The following is a 21,564-nucleotide window of genomic DNA, read 5'->3' as shown; positions in this document are numbered from 1 at the left end:
GACAGCGGGGCATCAGCCGGACGGTCCACTGGGGAACCGGTCCCCGCGGCGCCGCGTCAGCCCGCGGTACGGGTGGGCCGGACCGTGCCGAGGCTCGCGCGGATCACGGCGAACTGCTTCGAGGCGGCGGGCCAGTCGGCGTCGGAGGTGGTCCAGCCGAGCGTCCATCCGGCCCGCTCGCCGGGCAGCACGCGCAACGCGCGCATCCGTTCCCCGTACGGCGCGGTCCAGCGGCACTCCCACGCCGCGCCCGGGCCGTCGGATTCCAGCCGGACCTTCTGGTAGTGCGGCAGCCGGCCGGCCGAGGTGAGATCCCGCTCGGACGACTTCAGCCGGCCCACCGGATCACCGCCCGGGTACGGCTCGACGCCCAGGATGCGCCGCGTCTCCGGATCCTGGAAGCAGGTGGTGTCGCCGGAGCGCAGTTGCAGCCAGCCGGCGGGCAGGGCGATCCGGAATCCGCCGGTGTCGGCGGGCCAGACCCAGCCGGCCGGAACGGGGACCGGCGGGTCGTCCGGTGGCGGTCCCTTACGGACCGGCGTACCGGCCACGTCGGGCCGGACGCAGGGGAACGGCGGAGGCGGCGCGCCCGGCCCGGGTGGACGGTCCCACGGGCGGGCGACGGCCTCGGTGGAACTGCCCGCCTGCGGCGGATCGTCGCGACCACCGGTGATCGCCAGCGCGGTGCCCACCCCGGTCGCCACCGCCAGCAGCACGGCGCCCAGCACGAGTCCCCAGCGGTGCAGCGGGTTCCCGTCGCCGGAGGTGAGCGGGGGATCGGCGGGGCGGGGGACACCGGCGGGCCGGGGCGGGGCGGGGTGAACCGCGCCGCTGTCGACAGGCCCGCTGTGGGCGACCGGTGGAGGCTTGGCGACCGGCGCGGCGCCGGGGCCGACGATGTGCACCGGGCTGAGGGCGTCGGCGCGGGGCGCCGACTCGGGGCCGCCCGGGCTGCCCGGGTCGACGAAGCTGGTGAGGACGGTGGGGCCGAGGCTGATCGGGGCCGGGCGGGCGGGCCCGCCCCGGGACGGCTCCGCGGTCGCGGCCTGCTCCGGTTCGGCCGCGTGGCCGCGTTCCGGTTCACCGGGCCGGGCGCTCGTCGGTGGTGCCACCCGGCCCACAGCGGCCGCGCGGCCGACCGCACCCGAGCCGCCGCCCCCGGCCGAGCCACCGGCAGCGGGCGGACCGCCGGCCACGGAGGGCCCACCGACCGTCCTCGGGCCCCCGGCCGCCTGCGGACCGCCGCCCGGGCCGGCCGCGCCCGTGCTGCCGACCGTGCCTCCGACGGCCCCTCCGACCGCTCCCGAGCCGCCGACCGCTCCCGAGCCGCCGTTCGCGTCCGGACGGAGGTTCCCCTCCGCACGACCGATCGGCGACGACGAACCGGCCGCGTCCGTGCGCCCTAGCGCGCCCGAGCGGCCGGCCGGGGACGCCGGACCGCCGGTGTCCGCGCGGGCGGCCGGACCGGCGGCGTCGGCCGCCTCGCCGCTCGGTGGCGCGCGATCGCCCTCGGCGGGCGGGGCCCACTCGCTGCGCTTCGCCGCCCGGCTCCACGCGCGGGCGGCGGCGGCCGGTGGCATCAGGTCCGGGTAGATGCCGCCCGGGGCCGCCGGGTTCCCCGGCTCGTCACCCGCCGCGTCGGCCTCGCGTCCGCCGGCCGGCCGCTCGGCCGGCGCGGCGCCGGCGCGGCCCGCCGACCCGGCGGCTTCCGCGTCGGCCTCCGACACCGTGGCGACGCCGAGCAGGCGGGCCGTCTCGCGGTGACCCAGGCGGGTACGCGGATCGCGCCGCAGCAGCCCGGTCAGCACCGGCGCCAGCGGGCCGGCGTGCGGGGCCGGGTCGGGCGGCCGGGTGGCGAGCGCGGCGAGCGTGGCCATCGCGGTGCTGCGGGCGTACGGGGAGCGGCCCTCCACCGCGGCGTGCAGCGTGGCGCCGAGCGACCACATGTCCGCCTCGACGCTCGACACGCCGTCGGCGGCCCGCTCCGGGGCCACGTACTGAGGGGAGCCGAGGACCAGGCCGGGCCGGGTCATCGCGCCGTCGCCGCCCTGGAACACGGCCAGCCCGAAGTCGGTGAGCAGCACCCGCCCGTCCCGGGCCAGCAGCACGTTCGCGGGCTTCACGTCCCGGTGCAGCACCCCGGCGTCGTGCGCGGCGCGCAGCGCGGCGAGCACCGACAGGCCGATCTCGGCGGCCCGGCCGGGCGGCAGCGGCCCGTCGGTCTCGATGATCTCCTGGAGCGAGCGCGACGGGACGTACTCCATGATCAGCCAGGGTTCGCCCTGGACCCGGACCACGTCGTAGACCCGCACCACGTTGGGGTGGTTGAGCCGCGCGGACGTCCGTGCCTCGCGCAGCGTACGGGCGCGCAGCTCGTCCTGCTCGTTCTCGGCGAGCCAGTTCGGCGGCACGACCTGCTTCACCGCGACCTCGCGCTGCAGCTCCTCGTCGCGCGCCCGCCAGACCTGGCCCATCCCGCCGCGGCCGACCAGTTCGAGCAGGCGGTACCGCCCCGCGATCACTACCTCCCGCACCGCACTCCTCACCGCTGGTCAGTGGTCCACAATAGCCAACGGATCGGACGGTACCTATCGCATGTCAGTGCGTCATGCCCCTAACTTGCGGCGCCGGCGAGCAGGTTCCCCTCCGGGACGATGATCGGGGACCGGTCGCCGCCCAGCAGGGTGGTGGCCCGGCGGGCCTGGAACGCGTCGTGGTCGCGGCGGGCGGTGGCGTAGGCGGCGGCGGTCCGGGCGGCGATCGCCGACCAGGTGTAGCGCCGGCTGACCATGCTGCGCGCCTTGCGCGCCACCCGGCGGGCGAACACCTCGTCGCCGAGCAGCCGGTCGACGGCTCCGGCCAGCGCGTCCGGGTCGCCGTGCGGGAACGTCACACCGGTGACCCCGGGCTCGACGATCTCCGCCAGCCCGCCGGTACGTGCGACAGCGAGCGGCGCTCCGGCGGCGGCCGCCTCCAGCGCGATCATGCCGAACGGCTCGTAGAGGCTGGGGATCACCGTGGCGTCGGTGGCGGCGAGCACCGCGGGCAGTTGAGTGGCGTCCATGAAGCCGGCGAACCGGACCGTGTCCCCGAGGTGCAGCCGCCGCGCCTGGTCGACCAGCTCGTCCCGGTACGGCCCGTCTCCGGCGATCACCACCCGCAGGCCGGGGTGCCGCCTCGCCAGGTGCGGCACGGCGTGCACCAGGTGCTGCACGCCCTTCTCGTAGACCAGGCGGCCGGCGTACCCGACGAGCGGCCCGCCCGCGGCGAAGCGTGCCCGGGCGGAGGCGACCGCGTGCGGCCGCGCACGCCAGGCCCGGTCGTCGACGCCGTTGGCGACCACGTCGATGCGCCCGGACGGTACGCCGAACAGCCGGGCCACCTGGTCGCGCATGTACCCGGAGCAGGCGATCACCCGGCCGGAGGCGTTGCTCAGCCAGTGCTCGACACCGTGGATGGTGCGGTTCATCTCCTCCGGCAGCCAGCCCTGGTGCCGGCCCGCCTCGGTGGCGTGGATGGTGGTCACCAGCGGCACGTCCAGGTGCTCGGCCAGCGTGACGGCGGTGTGCGCGACCAGCCAGTCGTGGGCGTGGATGACGTCGTAGGTGCCGGACGAGGCGGCGCGCAGCGCGGCCCGGGTCAGCGTGTGGTTGAACGCCATCGTCCAGGCCAGCAGCGAACCGGTGGCCAGCGGGAACCGGACCGGATCCTCGGCGGCGCGGACGACGCGCACGCCGTCGGCGTACTCCTCCAGTGGAGCGCCCTCGGCGTGGCGGGTGACGACTGTGACCTCGTGCCCGGCGGCCGCAAGCGCCACTGACAGCGCGTGGACGTGGCGGCCGAGGCCACCGACGAGCACCGGCGGGTACTCCCAGGAGAGCAGCAGCACCCGCAGGCGCCGGGCGGGCTGGATGTCGATCACTTCGGCGTCAGCTGACACGCGGCCCCCTTTGAGTTGTGGCGTCCCCACCCCGGCGGCGGCGTCGCCGCGGTGTCCGGTGGGGTCGGCACCCATCCTGCCCAGGGGTCGATAACCGGCGGCGACGCGCCGGTTGCCGGTCTGTAACGCGTTACCGGCGCATCCGCCGCGCGCGCAGCAGCTCGGCCACCGACCACGCCTGGAACGGGCAGCCGGTGGCCGCGTGCGGCGCCGCGCCGTCGGCGGTCTCGCTCACCGACCCCAGGCCGTCCTCGGCGAGGTGGCCCACCAGACCCACCAGCAGGTCGTCGGTGGGCAGCCCGGCCCGGCGGTACGCGTCCAGCAGCGGCCCGGTCAGCCACGGCCAGACGGTGCCCTGGTGGTATGCGGAGTCCCGCTCGGCGGGCCCGCCCCGGTGCCGCCCGGTGAAGCCGGGGGAGTCCGGGGCGAGGCTGCGCGGCCCGAGCGGGGTGAACAGCGCCTCGGTGATCCGGCGCAGCGCGGCCTCGTCCGGCTCCAGCGGCGCGTGCGGCAGCGACCAGGCGAGCAGCTGGTTGGGGCGCAGCAGGTCGTCGTCGTGGTGCGCGGCCCCGCCCAGCGGGTACGCGGGCGCCGGTGCGTCCACCACGTCGTGCAGCCAGCCGGCCGGGGCGGGGAAGCGCTCCCGGAACGCGGCGGTGGCCCGGTGGTGCAGGGCGTGCAGCGCGGCGGCGTCGCGTCCGGCCAGCTCGGTCAGCTCGGCGAGCCCGGCCAGCCCGTTGATCCACAGCGCGTTCACCTCGACCGGCTTGCCGGTACGCGGGGTCACCGGCACCCCGTACACCCGGGCGTCCATCCAGGTGAGCGCCACGTCCGGCGGGCCGCCCTGGGCCAGCAGCCCGTCGGCCGGGTCGACGCCGATGCCGTACCGGGTGCCCGCCACGTGCGCCTCGACCACGCCGTGCAGCGCGGGCAGCAGCTCGTCGCCCAGGTCGGTGTCGCCGGTGACGGTGACGTGCCGGTGCACCGCGTGCAGGTACCACAGCGTCGCGTCGACGGTGTTGTACTCGACCCGGCCGGTGTCGGCGGTGTTCGCCAGCATGCCCTCGTTCAGCGTGGCCGCGTACGCCCGCAGCAGGTCCCGGCCCTCGTCGGCGCGGTTCGTGCACAGGAACAGGCCCTCGTAGGAGATCATCGTGTCCCGCGACCAGGCCCCGAACCAGGGGTAGCCGGCGACCACGTCCGGGCCGGTGGCGGTGCGTACCACGAACGCGTCGGCGGCGAGCGCGAGCGTCGCCTCGACCGCGTCGCCGGGTTTCGCCGCCGCGACCACCGCCCGGCTGCGCCGCCGGGCCGCCTCGACCACGGCGGTCGCCGGTGGCGGCTCCTCGGCCAGGTCGTCCGCCCAGGCCAGCACCGACACCGTCGCGCCCGGCTCGTCGAGCGCGCCGGTGAACCGGCCCGCGTACCAGAGGTCCTCGTCCGGGTGCAGGCCGCGCTCGGCCTCCGTGCGGTGGCGTACTCCGTGCCACCACTGCCCCTCCGGGGTCCAGTCCGGCCCGGCCAGCCGGTACGCGCCGTCGACCACCGCGCCGCCGGCCGCCGGTTCCAGCCGGGGCGCCGGACCGTCGGCGCGCCGCTCGCCGTGCGCGTCGCGCCAGGTGCAGGCGGCGGCCAGGTCCAGCCGCACCGGGCCGCCGGAGATCAGCCGGTGCACCACCGCCACGCAGGAGCGGCCGTACGTCATGGCGATCTCCCGTTCGATCACCACGTCGCCGACGCGCCACCGCCAGCGCGGCACCCCGTCGGCCAGGTCGAAGTGCTCCAGCAGCTCGAAGCCGCGCGGGTCGACCACGCCCGAGGACCACTCGTGCGCGCCGAGGCGGACCCGCCGCCCCGACGGCAGCGTGACCGCCGGGTCGAGGCTCACGAGTCCCACCTTCCGGGACGCGGGCGTGTCACCGGCCACCACGAGCAGCCCGTGGTACCGGCGGGTACGCAGCCCGGCGACGGTGCCCATGGCGTACCCGCCGCGCCCGTCCGTGACCAGCCATTCCCGCGCGGCGGCGGCGGACAGCTCGCCGCAGACCCGCGGCCCGAAACGGATGTCGATCAACTTTCCTCCACCGGCAGCGAGGTGTGACATGCCACGGCGACAATGGCCGCTGTGGAGAAGTACCCCGGTGGCGTCGAAGATGTGCCAGTGATCACCGACCGGTCGACCTCCGCGTCCCCCGACCCCGAGCGGCACCGGCTCGCCCAGGCCGACGCCGGGGAGCAGGACTGGCGCGCATGGGGCCCCTATCTGTCCGAGCGGGCGTGGGGGACCGTCCGGGAGGACTACAGCGAACACGGCACGGCGTGGGACTACTTCCCCCACGACCACGCGCGGTCCCGAGCGTACCGGTGGAACGAGGACGGCATGGCCGGCGTCTGCGACGACCGGCAGACGTTCTGCTTCGCCCTCGCGCTGTGGAACGGGCGCGACCCGATCCTCAAGGAGCGGATGTTCGGCCTCGGCGGCGACGGCGGCAACCACGGGGAGGACGTCAAGGAGTACTGGTGGTACCTCGACAGCACCCCGACGCACTCCTTCATGCGCTGGCGGTACCACTACCCGCAGGCCGCGTTTCCGTACGACGAGCTGGTCGCGGTGAACGCGCTGCGCGGCCGGGACGACACCGAGTACGAGCTGGTGGACACCGGCATCTTCGACGACGACAGGTACTGGGCGGTGACTGTCGACTACGCCAAGGCGTCACCGACGGACATGTGCGTGCTGGTCACCGTGGCGAACCGGGGCGAGGAGGACGCGACGCTGCACGTGCTGCCCACGCTGTGGTTCCGCAACACCTGGGCGTGGGGCCTGCCCGGCACGGACCGGATGCCGAAGCTGACCGGCGAGGAGGCCGGGGCGCGGGGCGGCGCCCGGCTCGTCGGTGACCACTGGGTGCTCGGCCAGCTCCTGCTGGAGGGCGACGGCGACCCGGTGCCGCTGCTGTGCGACAACGAGACGAACGCCGAGCGGCTGTGGGGGCTGCCGGGGCGGTCGGCGTACCCGAAGGACGGCATCAACGACCACGTCGTGGCCGGTGCCGCCACCGTCAACCCGGACCGCACCGGCACCAAGGGCGCGCTGCACTACGTGCTCGACGTGCCGGCCGGTGAGCAGCGGCAGATCCGGCTGCGGCTGACCCGTACCGCGCCGCCGCCGGTCGCCGCGCCGCCCGCCCCGGCCGACCTGGGCGACGGGTTCGACACCGTGCTCTGGGCGCGCCGGGCGGAGGCGAACCGGTTCTTCGACAGCGTCATCCCGGCCGCCGCCACCGCCGACGAGGCGCTGGTGGCCCGCCAGGCCATCGCCGGGCTGATGTGGGGCAAGCAGTTCTACCACTTCGACGTCGAACGCTGGCTCGCCGGCGACCCCGGCTCCGCACCGCCGCCGGCCGGCCGCCGGCACGGGCGCAACAGCGCCTGGTGGCACATGAACAGCTTCGACGTGATCTCCATGCCGGACCCGTGGGAGTACCCCTGGTACGCCGCCTGGGACCTCGCCTTCCACTGCGTCACCATCGCCCGGGTCGACCCGGGCTTCGCCAAGGAGCAGATCCTCCTGCTGCTGCGCGAGTGGTACCTGCACCCCAACGGGCAGATCCCGGCGTACGAGTGGGCGTTCGGGGACGTGAACCCGCCGGTGCACGCCTGGGCGGCGCTGAAGGTCTTCGAGATCGACGGCTCCCGCGACCACGAGTTCCTCGCCCGGGTGATGCACAAGCTGCTGCTCAACTTCACCTGGTGGGTCAACCGCAAGGACACCGGCGGCAACAACGTCTTCGAGGGCGGCTTCCTCGGGCTGGACAACGTCGGCCCGTTCGACCGCTCGGCCGCGCTGCCGGTGGCCGGCGTGCTGGAGCAGTCCGACGGCACCGGCTGGATGGCCATGTACGCGCTCAACCTGCTCGACATGGCGATCGTGCTGGCCGAACAGGACCGCGCGTACGTGGACACCGCCACCAAGTTCTTCGAGCACTTCGCGTACATCGCCGCCGCGGCGTACCACCAGGGGCTGTGGGACGCCGAGGACGCGTTCTTCTACGACGTGCTGCGGCTGGCCGACGGGACGAAGGTGCCGCTGAAGGTGCGCTCGGTGGTCGGGCTGCTGCCCCTCGCCGCCGTCACCCGGCTGACCGCCCGGACCATGCGCCGCCTGCCCGAGCTGGGCGCCCGGCTGCGCTGGTTCCTCACCAACCGCCCGGAGTACGCGGAGGTGATCGGCGCCCGCCGGATCGGGCCGGACGGCCGCCAGCAGCGGCTGCTGTCGATGGTCGCCCCGGACCAGGTGGTGCGGCTACTGGCCCGGATGCTCGACACCGACGAGTTCCTCTCCGAGTACGGGCTGCGCACGCTGTCCCGGGCCCACCTGGACAAGCCGTTCACCGTCACGCTCGGCGGGCAGGAGTTCAGCGTCGGCTACGAGCCGGCCGAGTCGACCAGCGGCCTGTTCGGCGGCAACTCCAACTGGCGCGGCCCGATCTGGATGCCGACGAACTTCCTGCTGATCAGCGCGCTGCGCGACTACGCCGCGTTCTTCGGCGACGACCTCCAGGTCGAGTACCCGACCCGGTCCGGGGTGAAGCGCACGCTCGACGAGATCGCCGACGACCTGTCCGCGCGGCTGATCTCGCTGTTCACCCGCGACGGCTGGGGACGGCGGCCGATCTACGGCGCCGCCCAGCTGTTCCAGACCCACCCGGACTGGCGCGACCTGATCTGCTTCCCGGAGTACTTCCACGGCGACAACGGCGCCGGCCTGGGCGCCTGGCACCAGACCGGGTGGACCGCGCTGGTCGCCGACCTGATCCTCACCCTGCGCCGCTGACGCGGCCGATCCTCACCCTGCGCCGCTGACGCGTGGGGCGCGGCGGGGGTACCGCCGCGCCCGCACGCTCACGGCAGCGGCAGGAACGCCAGCCGGGCGTGGTACTCCCCGGCCACCGTCACCGTGTCGCTGCCGACCCACAGACCCCGGTCGGTGGCGTACAGCTCGCCGGTGCCCACCCCGCGGTCCTTCGTCGGGTTCCAGGGCAGCGCCTTACCCGTGGTCGGGTGGATCGCCCCGATGCCCGGCCGGGACACCGCGCCCGGACCGGCCGAGTTGCGGCCCTGCGGGTTGTCCAGCCAGCGCTGGTGCCCGCCGACGTAGACCGCCGCGCCGGTCACCGCCACCGACAGCAGCGTGTCGCCGCCGGTGTAGTTGGCCCAGGTCGGCTGCTTGCCGCCGGTGGCCGTACCGAACTCGAACCGCGCCGCGGCGTCGCAGAGCGTGCCCGGGAACGCCGCGCCGGTGGTGACCACCGCGAACCAGGTGCCGTCCGGGGAGATGTCCACCCCGCGCAGGTACGACGGCATCGACCGCGCGCACTGCGGCTGGTAGCGGTCGGTGGCCCAGCCGGAGAGCGTGGCGCCCGCGCCGGACAGGTTCGCCACCGCCAGCTGGTGCCGGGCCACCCCCGCCACCGTGCTGAAGTTGCCTGCGAACACCAGCCGGGTGCCGTCGGCGGAGACGTCCAGCGCCTCGACCTTCACCGGCGCGGTGGCGCCGGACGTGGTCTTGCGCGGCCCGGCCAGGTTCAGGTTGACCGACGCGTCGGCCGCCCCGGTGGTGGCGTTCACCGCCGCCAGGGCACGCCGGGTCACCCCGCCGACGGTCTGGAACGCGCCGCCGACGATCAGCCGGTTGCCGACCAGGCGTACGTCGTTCACCTGGTTGTTCAGCGCCGGCGTGGTGAAACCGGCGACCCGGGCGCCGGTGGCCGCGTCGATCCGGGCCAGCCGGGACGCCGCCGTGCCGTTGACAGTGGTGAACGCGCCGCCGATGTAGAGCGAGCGGCCGTCCGGCGCGGCGGCGAGCGCCTTGACCGCGCCGTTGACCTGCGGCCGGAACGTGGTGTCGATCCGGCCGGTGGTCGCGTCCAGCGCCACCAGCCGGGGCATCGCCAGCTGAGCCGTCTGGCCGGCGTTGCGCACCTTGGTGAACGTGCCTGCGACGTACACGCGGTTGCCGATCTGGAGGATGCGGTGGACGGTGCCGTCCAGCGCGTGCGGCGTCCAGTCGACCGGGTTGGTGCCGACCACTGTGGTGTGTGCGGCGTTGACGGCCAGCGCCGGGGATCCCGGCAGCGCCGCGCCCACGACGGCGAGCGTCGCGGCCACCGCGACGGCGGCGCGCCGCCGGCGCCGTCGTCCAGGTGGATGATCGGGTGAGATCGTCATGGCCGAAGCATGCCGTCGGACCAGGGATTCCGCAGTCGGGTAGCCGCCGGTAACCGGCGGCCGACCGGATAATCCGCGTGGCCCGTCCGGCGGTCGGACAGTACGGTGTGCGAGGTCCGCGAGGGGGAGGGGGACGCGATGCCGTCGCGCCGGGACGCCGCCGTGCTGGTCTTCGACGCCGACGACACGCTCTGGGAGAACAACGTCCTGTTCGAGCGCGTCATCGACGACTTCCTCACCTGGCTCGACCACCCCACGCTGGACCGGGCCCGGATCCGCGCGGTGCTCGACGACATCGAGCGCGCGAACGCCGTCGCGCACGGCTACGGCAGCAAGGTCTTCCTGCGCAGCCTCGGCGAGTGCCTGGAGAAGCTGCGCGAGCGTCCGGCCACCGCGCGGGAGCGCACCGAGATCGAGCAGCTCGCCGCGGCGCTGGTCGGGCACCAGGTGGAGCTGATGCCGGGCGTGGCCGAGACGCTCGACGACCTGGCCGGGCGGCACGAGCTGCTGCTGCTGACCAAGGGCGAGCGCGAGGAGCAGCAGCGCAAGCTGGACGCGTGCGGGCTGCTGCACCACTTCCGCGCCGCGCACATCGTGCCGGAGAAGGACGCGGACACCTACCGCTGGCTGGCCCGCGAGCACGCATTCGACCCGGCCGCCGCCTGGATGATCGGCAACTCGCCGCGGTCGGACATCCTGCCCGCGCGGGCGGCCGGGATGAACGCGGTCTTCATCCCGAACGAGAACACCTGGGTCCTGGAGCACGACGAGCTGGACCCGTCCGACCAGCGGGTGATCCGGCTGGCCGCGTTCCCCGACCTGGTCCACCACTTCTGACCGGGCCGGTAACGTCCGGGACGTGCCGCTGACCTTCCCGTCGCACCTGGCGCCGGTGCTGCCGCTGAAGCTGTGGCGGCCGGGCTGGTTCGACGGGGTGGCGCTGTGCACCGGCGCGGTGGCGCCGGACGTCGGGTACCTGGTCACCGGCACGCCGCTGGCCCTGAACCTGCGGACACACACGCTCGGCGGACTGCTCTGGTGGTGCCTGCCGGTCGCCCTCGTGTACGCCTGGGTGGTGCGCCGCGTGGTCGCCGGCATCGCGGTGCACCTGCCCGGGCAGCGGTTGTTCGGCTGGCCCTGGTACGTGGCACTGGCCCGGGTGCGCCACCCCTGGCAGGTGACCGTCTGCTCGGCGCTGATCGGCGCGTTCAGTCACGTGGCGTGGGACCGGCTCAGTCACAGCGAGCGACTGCCCCGGCTGCTCGGCGTCGCCGACTTCCGCGCGCTGACCGGCGTCTACTGGTTCCAGTTCGCGGACGTGGTCGCCGGCCTCGGCGGCGGACTGCTGGTGGTCGTCCTGGCCGTGCACGAGGCCCGCCGGGGCCTGCGGGCGGGCGGCGTGCCCGTGTCCGCGCCGGAGGCGAACCCGAACGTGTTCTGGCGGGTGGCGCTGGCGGTCACCGGGCTCGGCGCGCTGCTGATGCCCGCGCTGCCGGCCGCCGGCGTCCCCGCCCCGGCGGGCGTACGGGCGCTGCACGTGGCCGCGCTGGCGCTCGTCGCCGGGGCCGTCGCGGCCCGGACCGTGCCGCCGCGGCAGGCCGGGCGCAGTCCGCGTCTCGAAGTCGAACAGCGCGAAACCGGCTGACCCCGTTACGCCGACATGCCGCAATTCGGCATAGACATCAATCACAAGCGCGGTCGCCGGTCATCGCTTGTCCGGCCTGCGCGGACGCGCCTAACCTGAGCCGGCGCCCACGGCTCGTCGGGGTGAGACGGGGGCGCACCGGAGTCCGGTGGTAAGAGCACCGTGGAGCTGAGTGCGGGCATACCGGCTCGCCGCGCGGAGCCCGGCGGAAGGCGTCGTGCCACGCCTGCCGGGTTCCTGTGGCGCAGACCGCTACCGAACCGGACGGCCGGGGTCAGGACCGGGGAGTTGCGGACCCGGTCCTGACCCGTCCGGCCCCTGCCGCCGCGCCGTCCGCGCTCGGCACCTCTCGCGATCGATGCGCCGCCCGCCGTCGGCGGGACGGTTCCGCCTGCTCGGGGCCCGGTCGCTCGCACTCGCGGCGCCGGCCGGGAAGTAGCTGACAAATAGCCGAGCGTGTATGTGGTGTTCCTAGCCTTCACCCGTCCTGTCACCGGAGCTGACCGGAGGGTAACGGGTGAGACGACCATCGAGAGGCGCCCTGATCGGGGGCCTGGCGCTGGCCCTGGTGGCCACGCTGGGCGGTGCCGCGGTCCTACCGGACCGCGACCCCGCCGCGACGGAGCAGGCCGCGCCGAGCGGGAAGAACGACGACAGCGGACTGCTGGACCGGCTCGGCGGCGCCGCGCGCGGCCTGGTCGCCGGTGGTGGTCACCGCGCGAGGCCCGAGGTGGTCAGCGCCGGGCTCTACCGCACCGACAAGCCCGCCGCCGGCCGGAAGTGGCCGGCGCAGAAGCGGGTCAAGGAGCTGACCGGCCGGCGGACCGAGAACGCCAAGATCTACCAGCTGTCCGACGGGCGGTTGCAGGCGGAGATCTCCGCCACGCCGCTGCACTACCGCGACGGCAGAGGCAAGTGGCAGCCCATCGACACCACGGTCCGTCCGGTGGGTGGGTCCGGCTACGTGCAGGGCAACCGGACCAACGCCTACACCAGCCTCTTCGGCGACAGCTCGGACGACCTCGTGCGCTTCGAGCGGGACGGCCGCGCGATCGAACTGGGCCTGGCCGGCGCCGCGGCGAAGGTCAGCCCGAAGGTGTCGGGCTCCACGGTGACGTACCCGGGGCTGGCCGGTGGCGCGGACGTGGTCTACGACGTGACCAGCACCGCGTTGAAGGAGAAGATCGTCCTGCGGCAGCCGCCGGCCGGTCCGGTGTCCTACACCTTCACGCTGGAGACGGCGGGCCTTACCGCGCAGCAGCGCGACGACGGATCGATCGCGTTCGTCGGCCGCGACGGCGGCGCTCCGGTGTTCGTCATGCCGGCGCCCTTCATGTACGACGACAAGGACGACAAGTCCTCCCCGCACGGCAAGGTGTGGTCGGACAAGGTCACCCAGAAGGTGACCCGGTCGGGTGACACGTCGGCCGTCACGATCACCGCCGACGCGGGCTGGCTGGCCGACCGGTCCCGGGTCTACCCGGTGGTGATCGACCCGACGATCAAGTTGCAGCCGGTGCCCACCGACGCGCAGGACGTGCAGATCTACTCCGGCGCCACGACCACCAACTACAACGACACCTACCAGCTGAAGGTCGGCACGGACGCGTCGAACGCGTACCGCACGCTGGTCAAGTTCGACGTCGGCTCGATCCCGCGCAACACGCCGATCGACGACGCGCAGCTGCAGATGTACTACTCGCAGACCCACCACGCGTGGGGCTTCGACGTGGCCATGGAGGCCCGCAAGGTCACCCAGCCGTGGACCGAGAGCACCGCGACCTGGGCGAACATGAACGCCAACATGGCCGCCCAGCCGGCCGGCAACATGGTCACGCAGGACGACGGCGACGCCGGCACCTCGGTGTCCGGCACGTGGTCGTACTCGACGAACACGGCGTTGACCGGGCTCGCAGTCAACGGCGACTACCGCTTCAACAGCGACGCCACCACCGGCAACACCCACACCTGGGTGCCGACCATCACCGAGGCCGGCAACTACCAGGTCGAGGTGCACTACGTCGCGGAGTCGGACCGGCCGACGAACGCGCCCTACACCGTGCACTACAACGGCGGGTCGAAGACGTACTCAGTCGACCAGACCGGCAGCGCGCGCGGCGAGTGGAAGACCCTCGGCGTGCACCCGTTCGCAGCCGGCACCACCGGCAAGGTCGTCCTCGGCGACGTGTCGGGCAAGTCGGTGATCGCCGACGCGGTGCGGTTCACCAAGTGGGGGGCGGCCACCAAGAAGGCCTCGGTCTCCAACACGTGGAACTCGTTCCCGGTCCGCAACGTCGTGCAGGACTGGGTCAACGGCACGTCGGCCAACAACGGCTTCATGGTGAAGGCGGTCGACGAGGCGGCGAAGGGCCGAGGCGGCCCGATCTACGAGGCCTCCGAGTACGCGTACAACAACGCCCGCCGGGACTACAACCTGCCGAAGCTGGTCATCACGTACGGCCGGCCGGGCGTGGCGGTCAGCCCGCCGACGACGCTCACCGCCACCGGCGCGGTGCTGGACTGGCCCGCGTACGTCGACCCGTCGTCGTCGACGGCGGACGACGCGGTGGAGTACCAGGTGCACCGCAGCATCTACCAGAACTTCACCCCGTCGGCGGCGACCCTGATCGCCCCGGTGTCCACCAGCACCCGCACCTATCAGGACACCACGGCGATCCCGACGGCGGCGGACAACACCGACCCGCTGGCACGGAAGTTCTACTACTACATGGTCGCGGTGAAGACCCGCGACGGGCAGGTCGTGGCCGGGCCGACCCAGTCGGCGATCCTGCCGAAGGCAGGTCAGATCACCCGGATCTACCGCACCGGCACCACCGACACCACGCTCTCCCAGGCCCGCCCGACGGAGAACGTGGACCTCTACGACGGTGACCCGTACGTCAGCCCGGGCAACAACTCGTCCTACTACGGCGACACCCGCGGCCTGGTGAAGTTCCCGGCGCTGACCGGCATCCCGGCGAACGCCAAGGTCGTCGACGCCGACCTGCGGCTGTACAACAGCGGGCTCTACCCGGGCACCGACACCGACGAGTACGTCGACGTCCACAAGCTGACGCGGAACTTCACCGAGACCGCCGCGACGTGGAACACCTACGACGGCACCAACGCGTGGACCTCCGCCGGCGGTGACTACGACACGACCTGGAAGGCGAGCTACAACCAGTTCACGAACGACCCCAAGTGGGCCACCTGGGACGTGACCCCGGCGGCCGACGGCTGGGTCAAGGACCCGACGAAGAACTTCGGCCTGCTGCTGCGGCAGCGCGACGAGGCGAACCAGACCGCGCGGGCGGTGCTGCTGTCGTCCGAGGCGCCGGAGCCGCTGCTGCGGCCGACGCTGGAGGTCACCTACCTGGAGCAGACCGCGGAGTCGACGTACTACGCGGCCTCGACCCCGGCGCTGGCCACCGCGAACTCCACGTACACGGTGCCGGTGACCCTGTCGAACCCGACGCTCACGGCGTGGAACCCGACCGACTGGGAACTCGCATACGACTGGAAGCGGGCCGACGGCGTCACCGACGGCGCCGACGCCGCCTACGAGCTGCGGACCGCACTGCCGAAGAGCGTCCCGGCCGGCGGCACCGTCGACGTCTCCGCGCAGGTCAAGACGCCGCCGTCGTCCACCGAGGGCAACGAGCGCACCGACTACGTCCTGCAGTGGGACCTGCGCAACAAGCTCACCGGCAAGAAGCTCTCGGAGACCGCGTCGATCCCGGCGCTGCCGCAGAACATCTCCGTCGAGGAGCCGACCTCCGACCAGCTCGGCCTGGAGAAGTTCTACTCGTACGCGGGGAAGAACACCGGCGCCGGCGGCACCCTGATGAACAACCTGTACTCCGGCAACACGGTCTGGTCGTACAACGCGTTCAACAACCCGTCCCGGGGCCTGTCGACGTTCGTCCGGATGTCCTACAACTCGCTGGACACCACCGACACGGTGGCCGGGTACGGCTGGTCGTTGCAGGCGTCGTCGATGATGCGCCTCGGCGCCCCGCTGGACTTCCACCCCAATCCGAACCCGACGAAGGTCACCCTGACCGACGGTGACGGCACCAGCCACCGGTTCACCTGGGACGCGACCGCCAACGAGTGGAAGAGCCCGAAGGGTGTGCACCTCTACCTGCAGAAGTACAGCAGCGTGGACTGCAAGCCCAACACCGACGAGCCGAAGGCGTGGGTGCTCACCCGGCCGGACCGGACGCAGTTCTTCTACGACTGCGAGGGCTTCCTGTCGAGCGTCGTCGACAACAACGGCAACGAGATGCTCTTCACCTACGAGGAGCGCAAGTCCAACAACAAGCCGACGAAGTTCCTGCGGTACATCACCGACCCGACCGGCCGGATCACCCTGACCATCGACTACTACGCCAAGGGTCAGACGTACGACTACATCAACGACACCACCTGGACGCGGGTCTCCGGCGCGACGAACCTGACCAACCCGAAGATCATCGACCACATCTCGCAGATCACCGACGTCTCGGGACGCAAGCTCACCTTCACCTACACCGACAAGGGCCTGCTCGGTGAGCTGATCGACGGCGCCGGGTCGGCAAACGGCACGCCGAAGACGTTCAAGTTCGCCTACGACATGACTCAGGGCAACAAGAACGTCAAGCTGGTCAAGGTCACCGACCCGCGGGGCAACGCGACCGGCGTGGTCTACAACTACCCGCAGACCGGGGACGACCCGAAGTTCCACTGGACCACCAAGTCCTACACCGACCGGCTCACCCACCTGACCCAGTTCGCCTACGTCGACCCGGACGGCCCGCAGGGCAACAACATCAACACCACGGTCACCGACGCGGAGAACCACGCCAGTCAGTACCTGCTGGACGGCTACGGCCGGGCGTACCAGACCACGAACGCCAAGAACGAGGTGACGAAGACCGGCTGGGACGACGACCACAACGTCATCCGCCTGGAGGAGGCGAACACCGCCGTCTCGACCTGGGCGTTCGACCCCAAGACCGGCTACCCCACCCAGATCCGCGACGCGGAGGCGGTCAAGAACAACTGGCCGGGCACCGTGCTGACCTACCAGCGCCAGCTCAACGGCTACGTGGCCGAGGTGGTCAGCAAGACCAGCTCCGAGGGCCGCAAGTGGACCTTCACGTACACCGGTGAGGGCGACGTCGCGACGGTCACCGACCCGGTGGGCAACACCACGTCGACCGACGGCGACTACACGAGCGTCAACACCTACGACGAGTGGGGCCAGCTGCTCAGCGCCCGGGACGCCAACGGCAACACCACGGCGTACGGCCCGTTCCACCCGAGCGGCTACCCGACGACCATCACGGACGCCGGCACCGGCAAGTCGTACTTCACCTACGACGACCGGGGCAACGTCACCGAGGTCAAGAACGGCAAGAACGCCAAGGTGACCCAGGCGTACGACACGTTCGGCCGGCCCACCACGAAGGTGGAGCCGATGGACGCGGCCAACAACCGCTTCATCACCACCAAGGCCCCGGTGTACGACCAGAACGACAACATCACCACCGCGTACGCCGCGAACGGCGCCGTGTCGACCTCCGTCTACGACAAGGCGGACCAGGTCGTCGAGACGCTCGCCCCGAAGGACGAGTCGGGCGACCCGGAGCGGAAGACGACCACGACGTACGACAAGGTCGGCAACGTCCTCACCGTCACCGAGCCGCAGGGCAACCTGACCTCGACGGCGGGTGACTACACGACGACCACGAAGTACGACGCGATCTACCAGCCGATCGAGGTCACCAACGGCCTCGGCCAGAAGGTGAAGTCGGAGTACGACAACGTCGGCAACGTCACGGTGCTGTACGACGCGAAGAAGACCGCCAGCGCGGCGGACGACTTCACCACGAAGTACGAGTACGACCTGAACCGGCGGGTCGTGAAGACCATCGACGCGGCGGGCAAGTTCACCACCGCCCGCTACGACAAGGACGGCCTGACGGTCGGCACCACCGACGCCGACGGCAACGAGTCGCTGGCGACGTACGACCCCCGCGGCGCGCTGGTGGAGTCGAAGGTGCCGCACAGCAAGGACGGCTCCGGCACCGTCACCTACCGCACCACCAAGTACGAGTACGACCAGGTCGGCAACCAGACGAAGCTGATCACCCCGCGCGGGGTGGACACCGCCGACGACGCCGACGACTTCTCCGTGGTGACCGTCTACGACGCGCTCAACCGCAAGAAGGAGGAGTGGTCGTCCTACGACAAGGACGACAGCCGTTACAAAACGCCCGACAAGACCTTCTACAGCTACGACGAGATCGGCAACCTGACGAAGGTCAGCGCGCCGCCGTCGGACGGGCAGACGGTCCGCAACGACACCGAGTACACCTACTACGACAACGGGTGGACCCGGACGTCCAAGGACCCGTGGGACATCGTCAACTCCTACGACTACAACGACCTGGGCCAGCAGACCAAGAACACGCTGAGCTCGGCCGGCGGGTCGACCACGCGGACGATGACCTGGCAGTACTACCAGTCCGGCAACGAGAAGGGACGGTCGGAGGACGGCCTGCCGGTCGGCAAGGACGTGGTCCTGGTCGACAACACCGACACCAACAACACCGCCTCGCAGGGCACCTGGACCAACGGGGCCGCCACCGGGCAGTGGGGCTACGACGTCTCCACCGCCCCGGCCGGCAGCGGGTCGGCGCAGTTCAACTGGCAGCTGACCATCCCGCGCGACGGCACTTACGAGGTGTTCGTCCGGCACCCGCAGGTCACCGGTGCCGCGACGGACGCGAAGTTCACCATCACCCACGACGGCGGCAGTGTCACCAAGACGGTGAACCAGACGCAGAACACTGGCGCCTGGATCAGCCTGGGCAGCTACTCCTTCAAGGAGGAGGGCGTCCAGAAGATCACCGTCACCGACCAGGCGACCGGCAAGGTGCTGGCCGACGCGGTCAAGCTGGTGCGGGACAACTCCGCCGACGTCGACAACGAGCGCAAGGAGTTCACCTACCGGTACAACCCGAACGGGATGATGGTCGAGGTCAAGGACCTCAGCCCGGGCGCGAAGATCGGCCGGTACGACATCGCGTACGACCAGCTCAACCAGATCTCCACGGTGAAGGAGTTCGCCGGGCTCAGCGACACGAGCGCGAAGAACACCACGGCGCTGACCTACGACGACAACGGCAACCCGCTCACCTCGACCCACGACCTCACCTGGTCGAAGATCGAGTACGACCCGCGGGACATGGTCGCCAAGGTCACCAACGCCGACTCGCCCACGGCGGGCAACCAGCAGATCTCGACGTTCACCTACACCAACCGCGGGCAGGTGCTCAAGCAGACCAAGCCCAACGGCAACACGGTGGACTTCGAGTACTACCTCGACGGCGCCACCAAGCGTCAGCTGGAGAAGACGTCCGGCGGCGCGACGGTCGCCGAGCACAACCTCCAGTACCAGGCCAACGGGCACCCGTCGCGGGACGTGCTGAAGCTGATGAACGCCGACAACTCGTCGGACTACATCGACAACACGTACGTCTTCAGCTACGACCCGCAGGACCGGATCGCCAAGCTGGACAAGACCGGTGACAGCACCTCGACGGAGACCTACACCTACGACGCCAACGGCAACACGGTGTCGCAGACCGCCGGGGGGACGACAAGCACCAGCAAGTACGACCGCAACCGGCTGCACTCGACCACCACGGCGGGTGTGACCTCGACGTACAACTACGACCCGCTGGGGCGCCTCGACACGGTGTCGGTCGGCGGCCAGCGGGCGCAGAAGTACTACTACGACGGCTTCGACCGGACCGCGAAGACCACCGCGGGCATCGGCGCCAACGCCAAGTCGACCACCTACGTGTACGACCCGTTCGACCGGACGGTGTCGCAGACGACGGCCGGCAAGACCACCCTGTTCACGTACCTGGGGATGGACAACCAGGTGCTGCGCGAGGAGGTCGCGGGCAAGGCGACGAAGTCGTACCAGTACGCGCCGTGGGGTCAGCAGCTGACCCAGATCAAGCACAAGGACGACGGCGCGCGGGAGTACTCGCAGTTCATCTACCGGCCGCGCGGCGACGTCATCGGCATCACGAAGGAGGACGGCAAGACCCGGGCGACGTACGGGTACACCGCGTACGGCAAGGACGACTCGTCGCAGTTCACCGGTGTGGACAAGCCGGGCGCGCAGCCGGCGGGCGAGGAGCCGTACAACGCGTTCCGGTTCAACGCCTCCCGGTGGGACGCGGGCTCGGGCACGTACGACATGGGGTTCCGCAACTACGACCCGGGCCTGAACCGGTTCCTGACGCGGGACACCTACGGCGGCGCGATGGCGGACATGGCGCTGGGCATGGATCCGTTCACGGGCAACCGGTACGCGTTCGCCGGCGGGAACCCGATCAGCTTCATCGAGCTGGACGGGCACCTGTTCGGGATGTCGTGGTCGGACATCGGCCACGCCACCCTGGACGTGGTCGGCATGGTGCCGGTGGTCGGTGAGGTAGCCGACGTCGCCAACGGCATCTGGTACGCGGCCGAGGGCAACTACGTCGACGCGGCGTTGTCGATGGCCTCGGCGATCCCGCTGGCGGGCAACGCGGTGACGGCGGCGAAGCTCGCAAAGACGGGCAAGAAGATCGCCGACGGCATCGACACCGCCAACGACGTCAAGAAGGGCGTCGAGGCGACCACCGACGCCTCAAAGGCGGTACCCACCAACACCCCGAAGCCGAAGACCGAGACCCCGGCGAAGCCGACCAAGTGCAACAGCTTCGTCCCGGGCACCAGGGTGCTGCTGGCCGACGGCTCGACCAAGGCGATCGAGGACGTGAAGGTCGGGGACCGGGTCCTCGCCTCCGACGTCGAGTCGGGCGACCGGCAGAGCCGTCCGGTCACCCATTTGATCCCGGGTGCCGGGGTCAAGAAGCTCGTGACCATCGTCGTGGACACCGACGGCAAGTCCGGCGACAAGACCGGCACCATCGTGGCCACTGACGGTCACCGGTTCTACCTGCCGGACTCCGGGGTCTGGGTCACCGCAGGCCAGCTCAAGGCCGGCGCCTGGCTCCAGACGTCGTCGGGCACCTGGGTCCAGATCTCTGCCATCCGGCACAAGACCCAGGCCCAGCGAGTACACAACTTCACCGTTGACGGACAGCACACCTACTACGTCCTGGTCGGCGAAACCCCCGTACTCGCCCACAACGATGCCTGTCCGACCAAGTCGGATGCACAGCTCCAGGAGGACGCCGACGCGATTGCCGAGACCTGGCGTACCAGGTACGGGGACCGTGCGTACAACGGGACGACGGTGAGTACGGGCCACCTGAATGGAGAACTTGTCTACACCGTCAATCGAAACAACACCAATCCGGACGCCCGGGCTCTGGCCGAGCAACTCGGATATCGACGAGTGGCCGGATCGGATCTGCGGGGCCCTAACCAGACGGATGCTGAGCAGATTCTGCTGAATGCCGTCGACAAGGGCCGGGTTGGGTCCAACGGTCGTATTGCAACCTCAAGAATTCCCTGTGGCACGGTGCGGCCAACCGGAAAGCCGGGCCAGGATTGTGGCGGCAGAATCGGGAGTGGTAAGTATCCGAATATCCGGGTAGTCGGTAGATGGGGGGCCGGCGTAGGTTAGCTCCGCATTGCTACAGAGGTTGAAAGGCTGACGTCCGTCGGCGTGTCTGCGTGATCTGGGTCGATGTGGGCGGTAGGTCGGAGGCATGAGGTATCCGGCTGGTGGTGG

8 protein-coding genes are annotated in these 21,564 nt (G+C 71.6%); 4 read left to right on the top strand and 4 right to left on the bottom strand.

Features of this window, described 5'->3' with window-relative positions; all coding sequences use genetic code 11:
* Nucleotides 1–56 precede the first annotated feature (56 nt).
* The 3 genes from SM452_RS22955 to SM452_RS22945 form a co-directional block, all read right to left on the bottom strand.
* Nucleotides 57–2,534, bottom strand: a complete 2,478-nt coding sequence (locus SM452_RS22955) for a serine/threonine-protein kinase (protein ID WP_463840678.1) — start codon at nt 2,532–2,534, stop codon at nt 57–59.
* Nucleotides 2,535–2,614: 80 nt separating this feature from the next.
* Nucleotides 2,615–3,940, bottom strand: a complete 1,326-nt coding sequence (locus tag SM452_RS22950; protein WP_357211464.1) for a glycosyltransferase family 4 protein — start codon at nt 3,938–3,940, stop codon at nt 2,615–2,617.
* A gap of 130 nt (nt 3,941–4,070) precedes the next feature.
* Entirely contained in the window at nt 4,071–6,014 is a 1,944-nt protein-coding gene (locus tag SM452_RS22945) for an amylo-alpha-1,6-glucosidase (protein WP_463840677.1), read from the bottom strand.
* 42 nt (nt 6,015–6,056) lie between these two features.
* Here SM452_RS22945 and SM452_RS22940 point away from each other — a divergent pair, with 42 nt between their 5' ends.
* The gene (locus tag SM452_RS22940; RefSeq protein ID WP_463840676.1) at nt 6,057–8,777 is read left to right on the top strand and encodes an MGH1-like glycoside hydrolase domain-containing protein; all 2,721 of its coding nucleotides are present in this window, start codon (nt 6,057–6,059) and stop codon (nt 8,775–8,777) included.
* A 68-nt stretch (nt 8,778–8,845) separates the two neighbouring features.
* Here the strand turns inward: SM452_RS22940 and SM452_RS22935 are convergent, their stop codons facing one another.
* The gene (locus SM452_RS22935) at nt 8,846–10,171 is read right to left on the bottom strand and encodes a hypothetical protein (RefSeq protein WP_463840675.1); all 1,326 of its coding nucleotides are present in this window, start codon (nt 10,169–10,171) and stop codon (nt 8,846–8,848) included.
* 138 nt (nt 10,172–10,309) lie between these two features.
* Between SM452_RS22935 and SM452_RS22930 the strand changes: the two genes are divergently transcribed.
* The 3 genes from SM452_RS22930 (at nt 10,310) to SM452_RS22920 (ending at nt 21,456) form a co-directional block, all read left to right on the top strand.
* The gene (locus SM452_RS22930; RefSeq protein WP_013475977.1) at nt 10,310–11,008 is read left to right on the top strand and encodes an HAD family hydrolase; all 699 of its coding nucleotides are present in this window, start codon (nt 10,310–10,312) and stop codon (nt 11,006–11,008) included.
* 22 nt (nt 11,009–11,030) lie between these two features.
* Nucleotides 11,031–11,816 (top strand): DUF4184 family protein, encoded by a 786-nt coding sequence (locus SM452_RS22925; RefSeq protein WP_463840674.1) that lies wholly within the window; start codon nt 11,031–11,033, stop codon nt 11,814–11,816.
* A gap of 517 nt (nt 11,817–12,333) precedes the next feature.
* Nucleotides 12,334–21,456, top strand: coding sequence for a golvesin C-terminal-like domain-containing protein (locus tag SM452_RS22920; protein ID WP_463840673.1), 9,123 nt, complete (start codon nt 12,334–12,336; stop codon nt 21,454–21,456).
* The last annotated feature ends 108 nt before the right edge of the window (nt 21,457–21,564 follow it).

The sequence above is a fragment of the Micromonospora sp. SYSU B005 genome (genome assembly GCF_055362685.1).
The sequence above is the reverse complement of the archived record's forward strand: the minus strand, read 5'-3'. Positions and strand labels throughout refer to the sequence as shown.

Bases quoted from the DNA above. Each gene is read 5' to 3' on its own strand.
- SM452_RS22930 (WP_013475977.1), top strand. From the start codon at position 10,310: ATGCCGTCGCGCCGGGACGCCGCCGTGCTGGTCTTCGACGCCGACGAC.
- SM452_RS22935 (WP_463840675.1), bottom strand. From the start codon at position 10,171: ATGACGATCTCACCCGATCATCCACCTGGACGACGGCGCCGGCGGCGC.
- SM452_RS22940 (WP_463840676.1), top strand. From the start codon at position 6,057: ATGGCCGCTGTGGAGAAGTACCCCGGTGGCGTCGAAGATGTGCCAGTG.